This is a genomic window from Acidiphilium sp. PA (assembly GCF_026191915.1).
Taxonomy (GTDB): domain Bacteria; phylum Pseudomonadota; class Alphaproteobacteria; order Acetobacterales; family Acetobacteraceae; genus Acidiphilium.
This window is the reverse complement of the sequence record NZ_JAIMBY010000001.1, coordinates 664,006-681,893: the sequence shown is the minus strand read 5'-3', so window position 1 is coordinate 681,893 and position 17,888 is coordinate 664,006. Positions and strand designations below refer to the sequence as shown.

Annotated in this window: 15 protein-coding genes; 11 read left to right on the top strand and 4 right to left on the bottom strand. The window is 64.1% G+C overall.

The genetic code is table 11. The features are described from left to right. Window positions 1-51: 51 nt before the first annotated feature. From AruPA_RS03185 to AruPA_RS03175, 3 genes are read right to left on the bottom strand one after another with little or no spacing between them, the layout of a single operon-like run. The gene (locus AruPA_RS03185; RefSeq protein WP_265634985.1) at window positions 52-1,056 is read right to left on the bottom strand and encodes a glycosyltransferase family 2 protein; all 1,005 of its coding nucleotides are present in this window, start codon (window positions 1,054-1,056) and stop codon (window positions 52-54) included. Beyond that, window positions 1,046-2,536, bottom strand: a complete 1,491-nt coding sequence (locus AruPA_RS03180; RefSeq protein ID WP_265634983.1) for an exopolysaccharide biosynthesis polyprenyl glycosylphosphotransferase — start codon at window positions 2,534-2,536, stop codon at window positions 1,046-1,048. Before AruPA_RS03180 ends, AruPA_RS03185 begins: the two co-directional genes overlap by 11 nt. 53 nt (window positions 2,537-2,589) lie before the next feature. Next, entirely contained in the window at window positions 2,590-3,030 is a 441-nt protein-coding gene (locus tag AruPA_RS03175; protein ID WP_265634981.1) for a GtrA family protein, read from the bottom strand. Between AruPA_RS03175 and AruPA_RS03170 the strand changes: the two genes are divergently transcribed. The 5 genes from AruPA_RS03170 to AruPA_RS03150 all read left to right on the top strand — a co-directional run bounded on the left by AruPA_RS03170 (window position 3,024) and on the right by AruPA_RS03150 (window position 7,941). Then, window positions 3,024-3,197, top strand: coding sequence for a hypothetical protein (locus AruPA_RS03170; RefSeq protein WP_265634979.1), 174 nt, complete (start codon window positions 3,024-3,026; stop codon window positions 3,195-3,197). The two genes, AruPA_RS03175 and AruPA_RS03170, sit on opposite strands and share 7 nt — an antisense overlap. A 50-nt stretch (window positions 3,198-3,247) precedes the next feature. Beyond that, a complete protein-coding gene (locus tag AruPA_RS03165) occupies window positions 3,248-3,745 on the top strand; it encodes a (2Fe-2S)-binding protein (protein WP_265634978.1) in 498 nt (165 codons plus the stop codon). 66 nt (window positions 3,746-3,811) lie between these two features. Beyond that, window positions 3,812-6,217: a xanthine dehydrogenase family protein molybdopterin-binding subunit gene (locus tag AruPA_RS03160; RefSeq protein WP_265634976.1), complete on the top strand. Its 2,406-nt coding sequence runs from the start codon at window positions 3,812-3,814 to the stop codon at window positions 6,215-6,217. A 13-nt stretch (window positions 6,218-6,230) separates the two neighbouring features. Continuing rightward, on the top strand, window positions 6,231-7,025 hold the full coding sequence (locus tag AruPA_RS03155; protein ID WP_265634975.1) for a xanthine dehydrogenase family protein subunit M: 795 nt from the start codon (window positions 6,231-6,233) through the stop codon (window positions 7,023-7,025). 145 nt (window positions 7,026-7,170) lie between these two features. After that, window positions 7,171-7,941, top strand: coding sequence for a pentapeptide repeat-containing protein (locus AruPA_RS03150; RefSeq protein ID WP_265634974.1), 771 nt, complete (start codon window positions 7,171-7,173; stop codon window positions 7,939-7,941). A gap of 23 nt (window positions 7,942-7,964) precedes the next feature. Here AruPA_RS03150 and AruPA_RS03145 read toward each other — a convergent pair whose 3' ends face one another. Continuing rightward, window positions 7,965-10,034, bottom strand: coding sequence for a sigma-54-dependent Fis family transcriptional regulator (locus AruPA_RS03145; protein WP_265634972.1), 2,070 nt, complete (start codon window positions 10,032-10,034; stop codon window positions 7,965-7,967). Between the two features lie 299 nt (window positions 10,035-10,333). On the opposite strand from AruPA_RS03145, the gene AruPA_RS03140 reads away from it, so the two are divergent. The 6 genes from AruPA_RS03140 (at window position 10,334) to AruPA_RS03115 (ending at window position 17,857) form a co-directional block, all read left to right on the top strand. Next, window positions 10,334-12,175 (top strand): methanol/ethanol family PQQ-dependent dehydrogenase, encoded by a 1,842-nt coding sequence (locus AruPA_RS03140; RefSeq protein WP_265634971.1) that lies wholly within the window; start codon window positions 10,334-10,336, stop codon window positions 12,173-12,175. A gap of 150 nt (window positions 12,176-12,325) precedes the next feature. Further along, complete coding sequence (locus AruPA_RS03135) at window positions 12,326-13,186, top strand: transporter substrate-binding domain-containing protein (RefSeq protein ID WP_265634970.1); 861 nt, start codon at window positions 12,326-12,328, stop codon at window positions 13,184-13,186. A gap of 28 nt (window positions 13,187-13,214) precedes the next feature. Then, window positions 13,215-13,982 (top strand): c-type cytochrome, encoded by a 768-nt coding sequence (locus AruPA_RS03130; RefSeq protein WP_265634969.1) that lies wholly within the window; start codon window positions 13,215-13,217, stop codon window positions 13,980-13,982. A 60-nt stretch (window positions 13,983-14,042) separates the two neighbouring features. Beyond that, the gene (gene gfa / locus AruPA_RS03125; protein WP_265634967.1) at window positions 14,043-14,615 is read left to right on the top strand and encodes an S-(hydroxymethyl)glutathione synthase; all 573 of its coding nucleotides are present in this window, start codon (window positions 14,043-14,045) and stop codon (window positions 14,613-14,615) included. Window positions 14,616-14,633: 18 nt separating this feature from the next. Then, entirely contained in the window at window positions 14,634-15,743 is a 1,110-nt protein-coding gene (locus AruPA_RS03120; RefSeq protein WP_265634964.1) for an S-(hydroxymethyl)glutathione dehydrogenase/class III alcohol dehydrogenase, read from the top strand. Then, window positions 15,743-17,857: a TonB-dependent receptor gene (locus AruPA_RS03115; RefSeq protein WP_265634963.1), complete on the top strand. Its 2,115-nt coding sequence runs from the start codon at window positions 15,743-15,745 to the stop codon at window positions 17,855-17,857. The genes AruPA_RS03120 and AruPA_RS03115 overlap by 1 nt, the downstream gene beginning before the upstream one ends. The last annotated feature ends 31 nt before the right edge of the window (window positions 17,858-17,888 follow it).

Here is a 17,888-nt window from a genome sequence, read left to right as displayed (position 1 = left end):
CCGAGGCGCGGCATCGGTGTTGTTCGGGACGCCAAACCGATGGCCTGGCGCTCAACGATCGAAGTCCAATCCCACCGGTATCAGCGCCGGGCGAGCCGCGCGCGGCGTCGGGCGGGGCAGACGGTGGGCGGTTTCATGGGCGAAAATGTAGCTGCGCGTGGAAGCGTCGGTATGATGGCGGGGGCGGGTGGCGGCGAGGCGGGTGGCTTCGGCGATGGCGCCGATGGTGGTGACAAGCCGGCCGGCGAACAAGCCGCGGGCGAGGTAGAGTGTGGCGCGCGGCAGCATGCCGGCGGTGCCGTGCCAGTCATGGGCGATCAGCAGGCGGTTGCGCACGACGTAGCGCCAGCGGCCGTTCTGCCAGCTGACGCGGGCTTCGGGCGAGACTGCGTGGGTAATGGCGAGATCGCCGTGGTGTTCGATCTGCCAGCCCGCGGCAATGGCACGGCGGGCGAATTCGTATTCCTCCCAGGCGAAGAACAGGCTCGCGTCATAGCCGCCGAGGCTGTCGAAGCAGGCGCGGGACAGGGCGTGGCCGCAGCCGACGAACACGGTGGTGGTGAAGCGGCGGGCGGCGGCGGCGAGCAGGGATTTCGGATAGCCCCAGCTCGAGGCGTCGAGCGAGGTGCCGTCGCCGGCGAGGATGCGAAAGCCGATGGCGCCGAGATCGGGCAGGATGGCGAGGCGGGCGGCGGCGCGGGCGACGACATCGGGTGTCGCGAAGGTGGCATCGTTGTCGAGTGCGATGATGGCGCGGCCGCGGCCGAGCGCGGTGGCGAGATTGCGCCCGCCGGGCACGCCGCGATTTTCCGCGATGGCGTAGAGCGCGGTGTTGGGCAGGGTGGCAACGAGTGTGGCAAGGGCTGTGCGGGTTTCGGGCGGTGAGTTCTGGTCGAGCACGATGACGTGGTGATCGCAGCCGGTTTGTGCGGCGGCGGAGCGGATTGCGGCGATGGTGGCTTCGGTGCGGTGGTGGCTGAGGATGATGACGTCGGCCGCGTAGGGTGTGGCGGGCGGCGGATTGCCGGCGAGGAGCGTTGCGGGTTCAGAAGGCATTGCGGCCCCCGATGACGGCGGGGATGGTGCGCAGCAGGATGGCGAGGTCGAGACTGGGCGACCAGCGTTCGATATAGTCGAGATCGGCGGCGACGCGGGCGGCGATCATGTCCGGATGGTCGGTGGGGCCGCGCAGACCGCGCACCTGGGCGAGGCCGGTGAGGCCGGGTTTGACGCGGTGGCGCACGCCGTAGAATTCGATCGCCTGTTCGAAGGTGAAATCGCCCGCGCTGGTGTGCGGCGCGTGCGGGCGCGGGCCGACCAACGACATGTCGCCGCGCAGCACATTGAAGATCTGCGGCAGTTCATCGAGCGACAGGCGACGCAGGATGGCGCCGATCGGGGTGATCCGGCGGTCGTCGCGCCGGGCCTGGAGCGGGGCGGAAGCGGTCGGTTGGGTGGTCCGCATCGTGCGGAATTTGAAGACGGTGAAGGGCGCGCCATCGAGCCCGATGCGGCGCTGGCGGAACAGGATGGCGCCGGAGGGGGCGAGCAGCAGGGCGATGACGCCCATCAGCGGGCCGAACAGGGTGAGCAGGACGGTGGCGCCGAGCAGATCGAAGCCGCGTTTGTAGGCGGCGGCGAGCGGGCGGATCGGGCGGTCGAGCACGGTGACCATGCGCAGGCTCTGGCCCTGGGCGATGCCGCCGGCGCCGATTTCGGCGACGGCGTCGAACGCAAGGCGCACGCGCACCGGCTGGTCGGCGAGGCTTGCCAGCAGCGCGTCGATCCGGCGGCGGGCGGCGGCATCGTCGGACCGGCGGGTGAAGACCAGGATATCGGTGATGGTGCCGGCGCGGATCATGGCGGCAAAGGTGTCGGCTGCGGTAATGACGCGCAGACCGGCGGATTGCGGCATACCCCAGGCGAACAGGTAGCCGAGATTGCGGCCGGTCAGGCGATCGAGCCGGGCGCGCAGGTCGCGGTCGCAGGGGCCGGCGATCACGAGGGCGACGCTGCCGCGCGGGACCGTGCGTTCGGCGTGGCGCCACCACACGGCAATCAGCGTGCGGGTGCCGAGGATGAGGCCGGCGGCCAGGGTGAAGGCGGTGGCGGCCCAGGCAATCGAGGCGCTGACCGGCGGGGTGGTGGGCGCGGTGCGGAGCAATGCGAGGCGGAGCAGGATGACGACGTGGGCGGCGATCAGGGTGCGCAGGATGGCGGGCGCGTGATCGAGCGGGGCGCGGGCCGGGGTGGCGGCGTAGAGCCCGGCGAACAGCATGAACCCGACGGTGAACGCGGCGTAGGCGAGCCAGTTGGTGAGGCCGGTGGTCAGGGTGGGCGCTGGCCCGATCAGCAGGCCGGCGAGGCGCGGGGCGGCGAGGGCAGACACAGCGTCGGCCAGGATCAGCAGGCCGACGCCGCTGGCCCAGCCGAGGGCGTGATGGAGCCGGTAAACGTCAGGGTTGTGCAGGGGGGCGGGTTCGGGCGCAGTTTTGGCCGCGGCGATTAGAAAAACATGGGCGTCTCGATGCGGCATGCCGGTCCAGCTCCGCCTCGGGTTCGCAATATGCAACCGGAGGTTTTATGGAGTTAACCGAAAACGAGGCGGCGCGAAAGCAAAAAATTGACCAAAAAGCCAGATGCGGCCCCGGCTGCGACGGCGAGGATGGGGTAGTGGCGCGGCAGGACGAACAGGGCGAGCAGCAGGGAGTACGCGCCCCGGTTGAGAATGAAGCCGAGCAGATTGACCGCGAGGAAGCGCAACCACTGCGTGTGGGCGGCACGGTGGGTGCGGTGGCCGAAGGTCCACAGGCGGTTCAGCGCCCAGTTGATGCTTGCGACGATGAAATAAGCGACGGCGCCGGCGCCGTAGAGACCGAGGCTGGGGATCAGGGCGTAGACGAAGGCGACGTCGAGGCAGAAGCCGAGGGCACCGACCAGGCCGAAACGCAGGAACTCGCCGCCGGCGGCGCGATGGCGCGCGGGCAGACGGGCGGTAAGAAAGGCGATGGGGGAGGGGAGGGATGCCACGCGCGTTCGATACCAGCCCGGTGCGCGCGCGGAAAGGCTTCGGCTCGGCCGAGCGGCTGGTTGGGCGGTCCAAAAATGAGGAGGAAGGTTGTTTGCCCGCAAAAAACTGTGAAGACATTGTTTCAAAAACTGGTTCGACCGGCTTTGCCGGGGTATACCGCTCTTGACCAAACCGTTGCCGCGCCATCATCATGAGGCGATCAGCCAGGAGGAACCAATGGCCCAAATCAATCTCACGGTGAACGGCAAGGCAGCGCATGCCGAGGTCGAGTCACGGACGCTGCTTGTCGAGCTGCTGCGCGACCACCTGCATCTGACCGGCACTCATGTCGGCTGCGACACCAGCCAGTGTGGCGCGTGTGTGGTGTCGGTCGACGGCAAATCGGTGAAATCGTGCACCATGCTCGCGGTCCAGGCCGAGGGCGCGCAGGTCATCACGATCGAAGGGCTCGCGGCGGCCGATGGCACGCTGCACCCGATGCAGGAGATGTTCCGCGAGCATCACGGTCTGCAGTGCGGCTTCTGCACGCCGGGCATGGTGATGAGCGGGATCGATCTGGTCGAAAGCCACCCCGATGGTCTGACCGAGCAGCAGATCCGCGAGGGTCTGGAGGGCAATATCTGCCGCTGCACCGGCTATCATAATATCGTCAAGGCGATCGCGGCGGCCTGGCCGCTGATGCACGACAAGCAAATGCCACAAGCCGCCGAATAAAAGAGCGGCTGGGTGCTGCCGCGCCGGTATCGTTCGGCGCGGGTTCAATAAAACGGGAGCGTATCCATGAACGATCTGTCAAATCCGGTGATCATCAAGGGTGGCATCGGTGATTCGCCGAAGCGCACCGAGGATCACCGGTTTCTGTCCGGCAAGGGCCGCTATACCGACGATATCAATCGTCCGGGTCAGGCCTATGCGTATTTCAAGCGCTCCGATGTGGCGCATGGCGTGATCAAATCGATCGATACCGCGGCGGCCGCTGCGATGCCGGGGGTGGTTGCGATCTATACCGGCGAGGATATCGCCAAGGCGGGCATCGGCGGCGTGCCGTGCGGCTGGCAGTTGCACAGCAAGGACGGCTCACCGATGGTCGAGCCGCCGCACCCGATTCTGGCGCAAGGCAAGGTGCGCTACGTGGGCGATGCGATCGCGATGGTGATTGCCGAGACCACCGAGCAGGCGAAGGATGCCGCCGAGGCGCTGGTGATCGACATCGAATCCTTGCCGGCGGTCTCCGAGATGCGGGCGGCGACCGCGCCGGGGGCCGCGCTGGTGCACGACGCGGCGGCGGGCAATATTTGTTTCGATTGGCATATCGGCGACAAGGCCGCGGTGGATGCGGCGTTCGCGACCGCGTTCAAAGTGGCCAGGATCGATGTGGTGAACAACCGGTTGATCCCGAACCCGATGGAGCCGCGCGCCGCGATCGGTGATTTCGATCAATCATCGGGCGAGCACACGCTGTATACCACGAGCCAGAATCCGCATGTGATCCGGCTGCTGATGGGTGCGTTCGTGCTGCAGATCCCCGAGCATAAATTGCGGGTGGTGGCACCCGATGTCGGCGGCGGGTTCGGCGCGAAGATTTTCCATTACATCGAGGAAGCGGCGGTGACCTGGGCGGCCGCGCAGATCAACCGGCCCGTGAAATGGACCTGCGGGCGCGGCGAGGCGTTTATTACGGATGCGCATGGGCGCGATCATATCACCCACGCCGAGCTGGCGCTGGCCGAGGATGGCAAGTTTCTCGGGCTGCGGGTGAACACGATGGCGAACATGGGGGCGTATCTGTCGACATTCGCGCCATCGGTGCCGACCTATTTGTCCGCGACGCTGCTGGCCGGGGTTTATACCACGCCCGCGATTTACGGTGAGGTGAAGGCGGTGTTCACCAATACCGTGCCGGTCGATGCGTATCGTGGTGCGGGCCGGCCGGAGACGACGTTTCTGCTGGAGCGGCTGGTCGATGTCGCGGCGAAGGAAATGGGGATGGACCGGGTGGCGATCCGCCGGCGGAACTTCATTCCGATCGATGCCTATCCGTACCAGACGCCGGTTGCGCTGATGTATGACAGCGGCAACCACGAGGCGACGCTGGCGCGCTGCATGGAGATTGCGGACTGGAACGGGTTCGAGGCGCGGCGGGCGGCGGCGGCCAAACGGGGCAAGCTGCGCGGCATCGGCATGTCGACCTATCTCGAGGCGTGCGGCATCGCGCCTTCGGCGGTGGCGGGCGCGCTCGGCGCGCGGGCCGGGCTGTATGAGGTGGCGAATGTGCGGGTGCACCCGACCGGATCGGTCACGGTGTTCACCGGCACGCACAGCCATGGCCAGGGGCATGAAACCACATTCGCGCAGCTGGTGGCGGACCAGTTGGGCGTGCCGTTCGAAAGTGTCGAGGTGGTGCATGGCGATACCGCCAAAATCCCGTTCGGCATGGGCACGTATGGCAGCCGGTCGCTCGCGGTCGGTGGTTCGGCGATGGTCAAGGCGATGGATAAAATCATCGCCAAGGGCAAGAAGATCGCGGCACATCTGATGGAGGCGGCGGTCGACGACATCGAGTTCAAGGACGGCAAATTCACCGTCGCCGGCACCGACAAGTCGAAGAGCTTCGCCGAAATCGCGATTACGGCCTATGTGCCACATAACTACCCGATCGAGGAGGTCGAGCCCGGGCTCGACGAGACGGCGTTCTATGATCCGAAGAACTTCACCTTTCCGGGTGGCTGCCATATCTGCGAGGTCGAGATCGACCCCGATACCGGTGTGGTGCAGTTGATCGGGTTCACCGCGGTGGATGATATCGGGCGGGTGATCAATCCGATGATCGTGCACGGTCAGGTGCATGGCGGCGTCACCCAGGGGATCGGGCAGGCGCTGCTGGAACATGCGATCTATGACGAGACCGGGCAGCTGCTGTCGGGGTCGCTGATGGATTACACCATGCCGCGGGCGGACAATGTCGTGAATATCCATGTCGGCACGGAATCGACCCTGTGCACCCATAACCCGCTCGGCGCCAAGGGAGTCGGCGAAGTCGGCGCCATCGGCAGCCCGCCGGCGGTGATCAATGCGGTGGTCGATGCGTTGCGCGATTATGGCGTGAGCCATATCGATATGCCGGCGACGCCGCAGAAGATATGGTCGATCATCAATGCGGGCGCGCCGCGCATGGCCGCCGAGTAAAGGAGACAGAGCGATGTATGATTTTGAATATCACAAGCCGGGCGCGATCGACGATGCCGTCAAGGCGCTCGGCGCCGATGCGGAGGCGAAGGCGCTGGCGGGCGGCATGACGTTCATTCCCGTGCTCAAGCAGCGCCTGGCGAAGCCGAGTGCGGTGGTCGATCTGGCGGGTCTCGGCCTGACCGGCATCCGGCGCGAGGGCAATGCGCTGGTGATTAAGGCGATGACGACGCATCGTGAAGTGGCGATGTCATCCGAGGTGGCGAGCGCGATTCCGGCGCTGGCGACGCTGGCCGGCAACATTGGTGACCGGCAGGTGCGTTATCGCGGCACGATCGGCGGGTCGCTCGCCAATAACGACCCGTCGGCGTGCTATCCGTCGGCGGTGCTGGCGCTGGGGGCAACGATCGTGACGAGCAGGCGCCGCATTGCGGCGGCGGATTATTTCCAGGGCATGTTCACCACGGCGCTGGAGCCGGACGAGTTGATCACTGAAGTGTCGTTTCCGATCCCGGAAAAGGCGGCCTATGCCAAATTCCCAAACCCGGCTTCGCGCTATGCGATGGTAGGGGTGTTCGTCGCCAAGACCGCCGAGGGCGCGCGGGTTGCGGTGACGGGCGCGGGCAATGACGGCGTGTTCCGCCATGCGGCGATGGAGGCGGCGCTCGATCAATCCTTCACCGCCGATGCGCTGAAGGATGTGACGACGCCGGAGAGCCTGATGAACGGCGATATCCATGCCGGGACGGCGTATCGGGCGCATCTGGTGGGGGTGATGGCGCGGCGGGCGGTGATGGCCTGTAAGTGAAGGCAAGCGGTTCTTTTTTGCAAAAAAGAACCAAAAAACTTTCCGTTTTTGAGTCCGTGCCGGTATCACCAGCACGGACCAAACGAATAAAAGTTTTTGGTTCTTTTTTCAAAAAGAACTTCTTTTTTCCTTCCGCCCCACACCCATGACCCTCGCCGACGTAATGGCCGCAATAAACGACCGCAGAACGATCAGCGGCGAGACCCTGCGGTCGATCGATTGGGGTGACGCCGTCTGTGAGGATGCGCATTTCATCGACTGCCAGTTTGCGGATACCGATTTCGGTGCGGCCGATTTTACCGGCGCGCGGTTCGAGCGGTGCCAGTTTGCCCGCTGCGGATTTGCCCGGACGGTGCTGCGCGATGCGGGCTTCGAGGAATGCCGGTTCACCGTGCCGGGCGATCCGCCGGTCGGGTCGCGGTTTGCGTTCGCGGATTTGCGCAATGCGCGGTTCCGGCGGTGCGATTTATCTTTTGCGGTCTTCGAGCGCAGCGATCTGCATGCGATCGAGATGCATGGTTGCAATTTGCGCGGCGCGCGGCTGCATCAGGCCGATTTCAGCCGCGCGATCGGCCGCAAGAACGTGGTGACCCGCGCGGTGTTCAATGATTGCAATTTCGATTTCGCGGAGCTCGCCGATGCGCGCCTGCCCGGGTGCGATCTCGCGCGCTGCCGGTTTCGCGAGGCGGATCTGGGCGGGGTCGATTTCACCGATGCCGATCTGAGCGGCGGTGATTTCACCGGGGCGATCACGACGGGGATGGCGCTGGCCGGCGCCGATGTGCGGGGTGGTGATCTTGGCGCGCTCAATCTGCTCTCGCTCGCCAGTTTTGCGCGGCTGAAGATCACACAGAGCCAGGGGGATGGGTTGTTGCAGGCGCTGCGGATCGACCTGCACCCCGATCCGGCCGGGTAAGATCGGCCGGGCGTGCCGCGCCGTCAGGTGCCATCGGCCATCAGCCCGTAGCGGTGCATTTTGCGATAGAGCGTGTTGCGGCTGATGCCGAGGGCGGCGGCGGAGGCTGCGATGCGCCAATGGTGTTGTTCCAGCGTCTCGACGATATGGGCGCGTTCGTCCGGCGGGGTCACCGGTATGGTGGCAGGCAGGGACGGCTTGGGTGCCGCCGTGTTGTGCAGCCGCGGCAGGTGGCTGCGTTCGATGATGCCGCCTTCGGCGAAGGCGATGGCAGTGCGCAGCGTGTTGCGTAGTTCGCGGATGTTGCCGGGCCAGTCATGGGCCAGCAGATCGCGCGTGGCGTCCGGCGCGATGGTCATGTCGCTCGAGGCTTCCTCGCGGCAGATCTGCTCGATCAGGGCGGCGCGATCGGCGCGGGCGCGCAGGGGCGGCATGGTGAGGGTGACGCCATTGAGGCGGTAGAACAGATCCATCCGGAAATCGTTGCTGGCGACCAGGGCTTCGAGGTCGCGGTGGGTGGCGCTGATGACGCGGATATCGACGGGGATTGGCGTCGAACTGCCGAGCGGGACGATCTCCTTCTCTTCGAGCAGGCGCAGCAGGCGGGCCTGGATGGAGAGCGGCATGTCGCCGATTTCATCGAGGAACAGGGTGCCGCCGTGGGCGGCGAGCGCCTTGCCGCGCATGCCGCCGGTGCGGGCCCCGGTGAAGGCGCCGGCCTCGTAGCCGAACAATTCGCTCTCGATGAGCTGTTCGGGGATGGCGGCGCAGCTCATCGCGATGAAGGGTTGGGCGTGGCGCTCGCTGGCGCGGTGGATGGCGCGGGCGAAACTGTCCTTGCCGGTGCCGGTCTCGCCGAGCAGGAGGATGTTGATGTCGCGGTTCATCACGCGCTCGGCACGCCAGACGTTGTCGGCCATCACGGGGTCGGTGCCGGCGAAGCGGGCGAGCGGAGGGGTGGCGGGCCGTTGCGGCCTGGCGATGGCGCGCGGTGCCGCGCTGGACTTGCCGCTGCCGGATTGCGCGGTGCTGCCGGGCAGGCCGGCGCGGGCGCGCGGGCGGACCTGTTTGGCGGGCCAGATACTGGCGAAGCCATGGCGGTCGGCGCCATGCGCGATCGGCCAGATCGCGAAGGGTTCGGCTTCGGCGTGTTCGAACAGGCGATCGGTCGTGAGATCGAACAATTCGGCGACGCTGCGGCCGAGCAGGGCGGTGTGGTCGGCTTTGCCGAGCTGGCCGGGCACCGTGCTGTCGACGGCGCGGATGGTGCCGTGCTCGTCGATCGCCAACAGGCTGTCGTAGGGCAGGCCGACCAGTTCGGGGCGCTCGTGAAAGCGCAGGATCAGACAGTCGCGATAGCTATGGGTGAAGTGCATCTGTTCGATGATGCGGGCCGACATGCTGACCAGAGCGATGGTGGGCACCTGGGCGGCGCGGCTGTCGTCGCAATCGAGGGAGGAGGCGTCGAGCACGCCGAGCAAGGTGCCGTTCGCACCCCAGATCGGCGCGGCCGAGCAGGTCATGCGGCTGTTGCGGGTGAAATAATGGTCTTCGCGATGTACGACACGGGCGCGGCGATCGTGCAGGCAGGTGCCCGGGCCGTTGACGCCAGCGTGGCGCTCGTTCCAGAGAAACCCCGGTGCCATATTGGCGGTGCGGGCGCAATCGGTGTTGGCGCTGTCGGTAAACGCATCGAGAATGGCGCCCGAGGCATCCGCCAGCATCAGCACATACCGCGAGGGGGCGGCGGATTGGGTGACCTGATGATTGATCTGCCCCAGCAGGCGGTGCATTTCGACCCGGCCGACCCGCTCGAACAGGCCGCGCTCTTCTCTGAGCAGTTTCAGCGCCGCGCCGCCGATGTGCTCGCCTGGCGGCGGATGATCGGGGTCAAGATGATAGATATCGCGGCAGCGCTGCCAGGCGGCCTCGATATAGGCTTCACGCGGAACATAGGGTTCGCGCAGACGCACGGCGGCACCTGACCCGGGTCGTGCGACCGGGCGTGGCTGGGGGCTGGCGGCTGCCAGACCCTCGGGGCTCAGGGTGCGCTGATCGAGCCAGGGTGATCTTGCCGTTGCGGCGTGGGTCATGCTGGACGTTTTCCCCATTTTTCCCGGTCAGACATAACATTGCGACCGCTGCACGCAAGTGTAGCAGAGTGTCACATCTTTTGGGGCATATTGTCACGCAGGATTGAAGACTGCGTGACAGACCTGTCATGGGCGAGGGGCGTCGAACGGGTGCGCGCCTTGGAGTTAGTGACCCGGGCGACGAGCGGTGGTTTTGGCATGATCCTTGCTGATGGAAATGCGGCCGGGCAAATCCGGCTCCCAATGAACGACTTGCGGACTTTGCCTGACGGCGCGGCCGCGTAACTGGAGGAAATTAAATGGCAAAACTAGGAGGATCGTCGCTGAGTCGTTCGCTCAGGCTGGCGACGCTGGGCGTTATCGGTGCCGGCGCCTTCGTGCTCGGCGCACAGGCTCAGACGCCGGCCAGCACCTCGCTGACGTCGATGCAGAAGAACCCCGACAACTGGGTGATGCCGACAGGCACCTACAATAACTGGCGCTACAGCCCGCTGAAACAGATCAACACCAGCAACGTGAAGAATCTGCAGGTTGCGTGGTCGATGTCGACCGGAACCGATCGCGGCCTGGAAGGGCAGCCGATCGTGATCGGCAACATGATGTATTACGAGACATCGTATCCGAATTACGTGTATGCGATCGATCTCAATCATCCGGACGCGATCGCCTGGAAATTCGAGCCGCCGCATGATTCCAACGCGCCGCCGGTTGCCTGCTGCGACGTGGTGAACCGCGGTCCGGCGTTCAGCGACGGCATGGTCTATGCCGATGCGCTCGACGGTGTGCTCTACGCACTCGATGCCAAGACCGGCAAGGTCGTGTGGCAAGCCAAGAACGCGCATCCGCAGGATGGCCAGACCATGACCGGCGCACCGATGGTGGTGGGCAAGAACGTGATCGTCGGCGTGGCCGGCGGTGAATATGGGGTACGTGGCTACCTGACGGCCTATGACGCAAAAACCGGCAAGCAGGTCTGGCGCGCCTACAGCGAAGGTCCGAACAAGGACATGCTGATGAGCGCCACACACACCATCAACGGTGCGACCGGCAAGCCGATCGGCGCGCATTCCAGCATCAAGACCTGGCAGGGCAATGAGTGGAAAGTCGGCGGCGGCACGACCTGGGGCTGGTTTTCGTACGATCCGAAGCTGAACCTCATGTACTACGGGACCGGCAACCCGGGCACGTGGAACCCGAGCCAGCGCCCCGGCAAGAACCGCTGGTCGATGACCATCATGGCGCGTAACCCGGAAACCGGTGAAGCCAAGTGGGTCTATCAGATGACCCCGCACGACGGCTGGGATTATGACGGCGTCAATGAAATGGTGCTCGCCAATGTCGATGATCACGGCAAGACCGTGCCGGCGCTGGTGCATTTCGACCGTAACGGCTTCTCGTATGTGATGAACCGCGCAACCGGCGCGCCGATTGCGATTCACAAATACGATCCGTCGGTGAACTGGGCGACGGGGATCGACCCGAAAACCAATGAGCCGATCGTCGATCCCGCCAAGATGACCAGCAATGGCAAGGATGTGAAAGACATCTGCCCGGCTTCGCAGGGCGACAAGGACGAACAGCCGGTTTCCTACGATCCGCAGACCAAACTGTTCTATGCGCCGCTGAACCACCTGTGCATGAGCTATCAGGCGTTCAACGTGAAGTACAAATCAGGCTTCCCGTTCGTCGGTGCGATCGTGAACATGATCCCGGGCCCGGGCGGCTATCGGGGCCGGTTCATTGCCTACAACCCGGTGACCGGCAAGACCGTGTGGCAGCAGCACGATATGTTCCAGGATTGGGGCGGTGCGATGACCACGGGCGGCGGGCTCGCGTTCTATGGCACGCTGAAGGGCATGTTCCGTGCGGTCGACGCGAAGACGGGCAAAATCCTGTATCAGTTCAAGACCCCGTCGGGCATCATCGGCAACCCGATCACCTACATGCATGATGGCAAGCAGTATGTTGCGATCCTGAGTGGCGTGGGTGGCTGGGCCGCGATCGGCATGGCCGACAATCTGCACAAGGCCAGTGCAGGTCTTGGCGCGGTCGGGCTGAACGCGACGCTGACCGACTATACGAACCTTGGCGGTACGTTGATGGTGTTTGCGCTGCCCTCGAAAGTGGCCAGTGCGGACTGATCACGTCTGACGATCCAGCCCGGGTTCCCCTGCCCGGGCTGGTTTTTTCTGTCTTGCCGTGCCTTGGTTTGTCTGGTTCCTGCGGTCCGGCGCGCAATCCGCCCGAGCGATCCGCTTGTGTATCCGACTGTCTGATTGGAGTGAAACACCATGAAAAATCCGGCTTTTCGTTGGGCAATGCTCGGCGCGATGGCCATCGCCGGCGCGGGCGTGTCGCACGCCGCTGCCGCCAATGCCGAGCCTGCCGCAAACAGCCACGTCCTGCGGGTCTGTGCCGATCCCGATTACCTGCCCTACTCGAACCGCGCCGGACAGGGTTTCGAGAACAAGGTGGCCGAACTGGTCGCCAAGGCGATGGGGCGCAAGCTCGAATACACCTGGGCGAGCTATCGCGGTCATGGCGGCTACTCGAATTTCCTCGCCGAAAATCTCGACGCGCGCAAATGCGATGTCGTGATGAACCTGCCGTATGGCGATCACGAAGACGGTTACACCAAGCCGTATTACCGGTCGTCCTACGTGTTCATCACCCGCAAGGATAAGCATCTGCACATCCGCTCGATGAATTCGGTCTCGCTCAAAATGGTCAAGATCGGCTTCGAGGAGGATACGACGCCCGAAACCGCGATCAAACTGCTCGACCTGATCGGCAATGCGGTGCCGTTTCACGTCGCCAGCAATCCAACCGCCTCGCCCCGGGAATTGTTGCAGGCGGTGCAGGACGGCAAGGTTGGCGTGATGATCACGTGGGAGCCCGCTATCGGCGATTTCCTTAAGGATTACCCCGATCTGCAGATGGCGCGCGTACCATCCGAGGAATACGGGCCCGGCCTGCCGACGGTGAACTACACCTATGGCATGTCGATGGGGGTGCGAAAGCACGATACGGCCCTGAAGGATGCGCTCGACAAGGTGATTGCCACGCACAAGACCGAAATCGCCGCAACGCTTGCGAAATACGACGTCAAGCTGATGGCGAACCCGCGGCACGTCAATTTTCCGAATCAGTAACTGAAACTTCTGGATGAGAGCAGGACGCATGAAGATTAGATCGATCCCCACCATCGTCGGCGCCGGCGTGCTTGGCGTGGCTGCCGCGGCTCTGGTCACGATGGCCAGCTACGCGGCGGATACCTCAGGCAGCGGCACGGCGGCCGCGATGCCCAAGGGCGAGATGCTGGCCAAGGGCAGTGACTGCTTTTCGTGCCACGCGATCAACCAGAAAATCGTGGGGCCGGCCTTCGATGCGGTGGCCGCCAAATTTGCCGGCAAGAGCGGGGCGGAGACGACGCTGAGCGACGCGATCATGAAAGGCCACGTCGGCACGTGGGGCAATGTGCCGATGCCGGCGCACCCGCAGCTGAGTGCGGCCGATACCAAGGAGATCGTTTCCTGGATCCTGACCTTGAAAAAGCCCGGCACCACCGCAGCCGGCGGCGCAGCATCGGGGCAGAAATTCACCTACACCGTGAAGGGCAAGACGGTCACCACCAGTTTCCCGATCTTTCAGAAGGGAACCGATAAAGTGACGCCGACGGTGTTCCGGGGCTACGAACTGTTCAATTCCTACTGCTTTCGTTGCCACGGCGCGGATGCCGATGGTGGTTCCTATGCGCCGAACCTGCGCAACTCACTCAACAACGGCATGACCGAGAGCAAGTTCCTCAGTATCGCCATGACCGGGGTCAAGGCCAAGGGCATGCCGAGCTGGGCGGGATTTTTCACACCGCACCAGATCAAGGCGATCTACCAATACACGGATGCCCGCGCGGTTGCGGTGGTCCACCAGGGCACACCGAAGCACTGAGATCGTGCCGCCGATCCGCGTCGCGACAATTTTCATAACATAACCGGGAGAACACCAGACATGCCCATCGCTCTTCACCCGTCGATCGATCACGGGATCAAACCAGGCGCGTCCGGCTTTGCGGGCGGCACGCTGCATTGCCATTGCCCCAGCCACAAGGTGGCCGTGAAAATCGATGCGCAGACAGCGCATAACCATGCCTGTGGCTGCTCGAAGTGCTGGAAGCCGGCCGGCGCGAAATTCGCGATCATCGCTGTCGTCCCGCGCGAGGCGGTGCATGTGACGGAAAACGGCGGCAAGCTGCACATCGTCGATCCCAACGCGACCATCCAGCGCCATGCCTGCCGCGAGTGCGGCGTGCACATGTTCGGCCGGATCGAGAACAAGGCGCATCCGTTCTATGGGCTCGACTTCGTCCACACCGAACTGTCCGACGAGACCGGCTGGTCGGCGCCGGAATTCGCCGCTTTCGTATCCTCGGTGATCGAGCAGGGCACGCCGCCGGCCGAAATGGCGGGCATCCGCGCGCGGTTGAAGGAACTCGGCCTTGAGCCGTACGACTGCTTGTCGCCGCCGCTGATGGACGCTATCGCCACGAGTGTGGCGAAAGCCTCGGGCGCTCTCGCAGCTTAAACAGGGGGACTGAAGATAATGGACGTTCGCGCCGCGATTGCGTGGAAAGCAGGCAAGACGCTCGACCTCGGCATGGTCAAGCTCGAAGGCCCGAAGGCGGGCGAGGTGCTGGTGGAAATCAAGGCCACCGGCATCTGCCATACCGATGAATACACGCTGTCCGGCGCGGACCCCGAAGGTCTGTTCCCGGCGATTCTGGGCCATGAGGGGGCCGGGATCGTCGTCGATATCGGGCCCGGCGTGACCACGCTGAAAAAAGGCGATCACGTCATTCCGCTTTACACGCCGGAATGCCGGCAATGTAAATCGTGCCTGTCGCGCAAGACCAATCTGTGCACCGCGATCCGCGCGACCCAGGGCAAGGGCGTGATGCCGGACGGCACCAGCCGCTTCTCCTGCGAGGGTGAGCCGGTGATGCACTATATGGGCTGCTCGACCTTCGCGAATTTCACCGTGCTGCCGGAAATCGCGCTGGCCAAGGTGCGCGAGGACGCGCCGTTCGACAAGATCTGCTACATCGGCTGCGGTGTGACGACCGGCATCGGTGCGGTGATCAACACCGCCAAGGTGCAGCCGGGCGACAATGTGGTGATTTTCGGCCTAGGCGGCATCGGGCTGAACGTCATCCAGGGCGCGCGGATTGCAGGCGCCGACAAGATCATCGGCGTCGATCTGAACAACGGCCGCAAGGCGATGGCTGAGAAATTCGGGCTGACCCATTTCGTCAACCCGTCCGAAATCGGCGAGGATCTGGTACCCTATCTGGTCAACCTGACCGACGGCGGGGCCGATTTCTCCTTCGAGTGCATCGGCAATGTGAAAGTGATGCGCCAGGCGCTGGAATGCTGCCATCGTGGCTGGGGCACCTCGATCATCGTGGGCGTGGCCGGCGCCGGGCAGGAGATTTCGACGCGGCCGTTCCAGCTGGTGACCGGGCGCAACTGGCGCGGCACGGCGTTCGGCGGCGCGCGCGGCCGGACCGATGTACCGAAGATCGTCGATTGGTATATGGATGGCAAAATCAACATTGACGACCTGATCACGCATGTGCTGCCGTTCGAACAGATCAACGAGGGGTTCGAGCTGATGCGCAAAGGCGAGAGCATTCGCAGCGTCGTCGTCTACTGATGCCGGCACGGCTGGCGCGTGGCGCCGTCTCGCTGCTTGCGGGCACGGCGCTTTGTTCCGTCGGGCTGGCTGCCTGGGCGCAGACCGCGCCGCCGGTGATCATTCCCTCGCCGGGGGCGATCGCGATCAAGCGGATCGTGGTCAGCGCAACGCGCACCCGCCAGTCGAGCTTCGATGTGCCGGTCTCGATCTACGCCGTAACGGGCCGGCAGGTGCGTACGGCGAACGAGCAGGAGAACCTGTCGGAAAGCCTCGACCGGGTACCCGGGATCGATGTGCAGAACCAGCAGAACTACGCGACCGGCGTGCGCATCACCTCGCGCGGGTTCGGCGCGCAGACCGCGTTCGGCACCCGCAACGTCAAGATCCTGATCGATGGCGTGCCGGCGACGCAACCCGATGGCACCGGCGATTCGGAGGTGATCGATCTCGGCGACGTATCGCGGATCGAGGTGTTGAGCGGGCCGTTTTCGGTGCTGTACGGCAACGCCGCTGGTGGCGTGATCCAGGTTTTCAGCAAGGATGGGCCGGCGGTGCCGACCGTGAGCGGCGGTATTCTGGCGGCGAGCTACGGCAGTTGGAGGGCCAGCGCATCCTATGGCGGGACGCGGAAATTCGGCGCCGATGGTTCGTTCAACTACATGATGAACGCATCGGATTTCTATTCCGGCGGGTATCGCGATCACAGCGCGGCGCGGCGCCAGCAGTTTTACGGCAAGTATCGGGTGCAGGTCGATGCCGACACCAGCTATACCTTGCTGGTCGATGCGCTGAACGAGCCGCGCTCGCTCGATCCCGGCGGGCTGACGGCGGCGCAATATCATGCCGATCCGCAGGCGGCCGGCAACGGCGCGGTGAAGTTCGACACCCGCAAATCGCTGCGGCATTTCCAGTTCGGCTTCATCATGCGCCACCGGATCGATGCCGATAACAGCATCCGCCTGCTGGTATACGACGTGAACCACGACGTGCTGCAATATTTGCCGTTCACCGGCAGTTTCGCGGCATCCGGCGGCGGGGTGGTCGATCTCGCGCGCAAATCGGGCGGCGTCGGCGCGCGATTTACGCATAAGGACCAGATCGCGGGCGTGCCGATCACCGCGGTCGCGGGGGTCGATTTCGGGTATGAGGATCAGCACCGCAAAGGCTATGTGAATAATTACGGCACGGTCGGTGCGTTGCGGCGCAACGAGCAGGATATTGCGCGCAACATCGCCGAATATGCGCAAATCAACGCGAATTTGACGCCGAACATCATTTTCGACGCCGGTTTGCGGCATAGCCAGGATTATTTCAGCGTGCAGGATCTGTACGTGACGCCGAAACTGACCAATGACACCGGTTCGGTCAGCTATTCGCACACCAGCCTGGTCGCGGGCGCGACCTATCATCTGACACCGACCACCAATCTGTTCGCCGATTATGGCGAAGGGTTCGAGACGCCGACCCTCGACCAGCTCGCCTATCTGCCGAACGGCGAGGCGGGGTTCAACGCCGCCCTGGTGCCGACCACCAGCCAGAATTACGAGGCGGGCATCAAATCCCTGCTCGGGTCGCGCACCTATGTGCAAGTTGCGGCGTTTCATATTCATACCAATAATCAGATCGTGGTATCGTCCTCGAACAACGGGCGCACCGCCTATGCCAACGAAGGGCAGACCGGGCGCAACGGTGTCGATGCCAGTGTCGACAGTTTTCTGCCGCACCACATCGAATTATACGGCTCGTACACGCTGCTGAAGGCGTTTTTCCAGCACAGCGCGATTGCCGGCAAGGCGCTGCCCGGCGTGCCGCAGCAGCGCATCTTTACCGAGGTAAGCTGGCATGATCCGGCCAGCGGTTTCTATACCTCGGTCGATGGCCAGTGGCAGAGCCGGATGTATGTCGACAATCAGAACTCCGCCTACGCCGCCGGCTATTTCACCGCAGGTATCGCCGGCGGGTTTCGCCAGACGATCGGCAAATTCGGGTTCGATGAATTCGCGCGGGTCGATAATCTGTTCAACCGGACCTATGTCGGCGCGGTCGTCGTTGCTGCGAATAATGGGCAGTATTATGAGCCTTCGCCGGGACGGAATTTTGTTTTGGGGGCGACGGCGAAGTATAGGTTTTAGAAGGGTTCTTTTTTGTAAAAAAGAACCAAAA